This is a genomic window from Fictibacillus sp. Mic-4 (genome assembly GCF_049843615.1).
GTDB classification, from domain to species: Bacteria; Bacillota; Bacilli; order Bacillales; family Fictibacillaceae; genus Fictibacillus_A; species Fictibacillus_A gelatini.
On record NZ_JBBHZM010000134.1, the window covers coordinates 1 to 274 of the forward strand.

The 274-nt window shown below is 52.9% G+C and carries 1 protein-coding gene; it reads right to left on the bottom strand.

Annotated features, from left to right (window positions below; all coding sequences use genetic code 11):
• A partial coding sequence (locus WD019_RS21835) for a phage tail tape measure protein (RefSeq protein ID WP_425712827.1) occupies window positions 1–274 on the bottom strand: 274 nt, incomplete at both ends.

Sequence of the window (274 nt, forward strand, 5' to 3'; positions counted from 1 at the left end):
TCGAAACGACAATCCTAAACCAGATGCGACTGCTGAAACCATTGACAGCGAGTACTTTAAATCCATAACGTCAGTTGCCGAAGCGTTCGCCGTTCCAGCGAGTATGTTCGATGCTTGTGCCGCGGTCATTCCGTCATCCTTGAAGGCGTTGAGTGCCGTCGACATAATTTCGGCTGCATCCGCTAATCGAAGTTCGCCCGCAGTCGCAAGGTTTAACGCCGCTTCGAGACCCCCGGCTTTAATCGTCGCGGTAGACATGCCGGCTTTTGCTAAC